Below are 1,266 nucleotides of genomic sequence, written 5' to 3' on the forward strand. Positions count from 1 at the left end.
GATCAAATGGTTTCGCGAAAAATCAATAATCAGACAACAAGATGTGCGAACTCGATATTTTACACGACTCTCTTTACCAATTCTGCCCCGAATTACACTTAAAACGACTCAACAGCTTAACGTTGGCTTGCCACGCCTTACTTGACTGTAAAACTCTCACTCTTACCGAACTTGGCCGTAACCTGCCAACCAAAGCGAGAACAAAACATAACATCAAACGAATCGACCGATTGTTAGGTAATCGTCACCTCCACAAAGAGCGACTCGCTGTATACCGTTGGCATGCTAGCTTTATCTGTTCGGGCAATACGATGCCCATTGTACTTGTTGACTGGTCTGATATTCGTGAGCAAAAACGACTTATGGTATTGCGAGCTTCAGTCGCACTACACGGTCGTTCTGTTACTCTTTATGAGAAAGCGTTCCCGCTTTCAGAGCAATGTTCAAAGAAAGCTCATGACCAATTTCTAGCCGACCTTGCGAGCATTCTACCGAGTAACACCACACCGCTCATTGTCAGTGATGCTGGCTTTAAAGTGCCATGGTATAAATCCGTTGAGAAGCTGGGTTGGTACTGGTTAAGTCGAGTAAGAGGAAAAGTACAATATGCAGACCTAGGAGCGGAAAACTGGAAACCTATCAGCAACTTACATGATATGTCATCTAGTCACTCAAAGACTTTAGGCTATAAGAGGCTGACTAAAAGCAATCCAATCTCATGCCAAATTCTATTGTATAAATCTCGCTCTAAAGGCCGAAAAAATCAGCGCTCGACACGGACTCATTGTCACCACCCGTCACCTAAAATCTACTCAGCGTCGGCAAAGGAGCCATGGATTCTAGCAACTAACTTACCTGTTGAAATTCGAACACCCAAACAACTTGTTAATATCTATTCGAAGCGAATGCAGATTGAAGAAACCTTCCGAGACTTGAAAAGTCCTGCCTACGGACTAGGCCTACGCCATAGCCGAACGAGCAGCTCAGAGCGTTTTGATATCATGCTGCTAATCGCCCTGATGCTTCAACTAACATGTTGGCTTGCGGGCGTTCATGCTCAGAAACAAGGTTGGGACAAGCACTTCCAGGCTAACACAGTCAGAAATCGAAACGTACTCTCAACAGTTCGCTTAGGCATGGAAGTTTTGCGGCATTCTGGCTACACAATAACAAGGGAAGACTCACTCGTGGCTGCAACCCTGCTTACTCAAAATCTATTCACACATGGTTACGTTTTGGGGAAATTATGAGGGGATCTCTCAGGAC

1 protein-coding gene is annotated in these 1,266 nt (G+C 44.8%); it reads left to right on the plus strand.

The genetic code is table 11. The features are described 5' to 3' along the window. The first annotated feature begins 41 nt into the window (after positions 1–41). Positions 42–1,250 carry an IS4-like element ISVsa5 family transposase gene (locus K6Y31_RS22015; protein ID WP_001352368.1) on the plus strand — a complete coding sequence of 403 codons (1,209 nt, stop codon included), beginning with the start codon at positions 42–44 and terminating at the stop codon, positions 1,248–1,250. The last annotated feature ends 16 nt before the right edge of the window (positions 1,251–1,266 follow it).

The organism is Motilimonas cestriensis, from assembly GCF_021295315.1.
Classification (GTDB): domain Bacteria; phylum Pseudomonadota; class Gammaproteobacteria; order Enterobacterales; family CBDFNC01; genus Motilimonas; species Motilimonas cestriensis.

Excerpts from the sequence above, each read along its gene's own strand:
- K6Y31_RS22015 (WP_001352368.1), top strand. The coding sequence starts at position 42 with ATGTGCGAACTCGATATTTTACACGACTCTCTTTACCAATTCTGCCCC.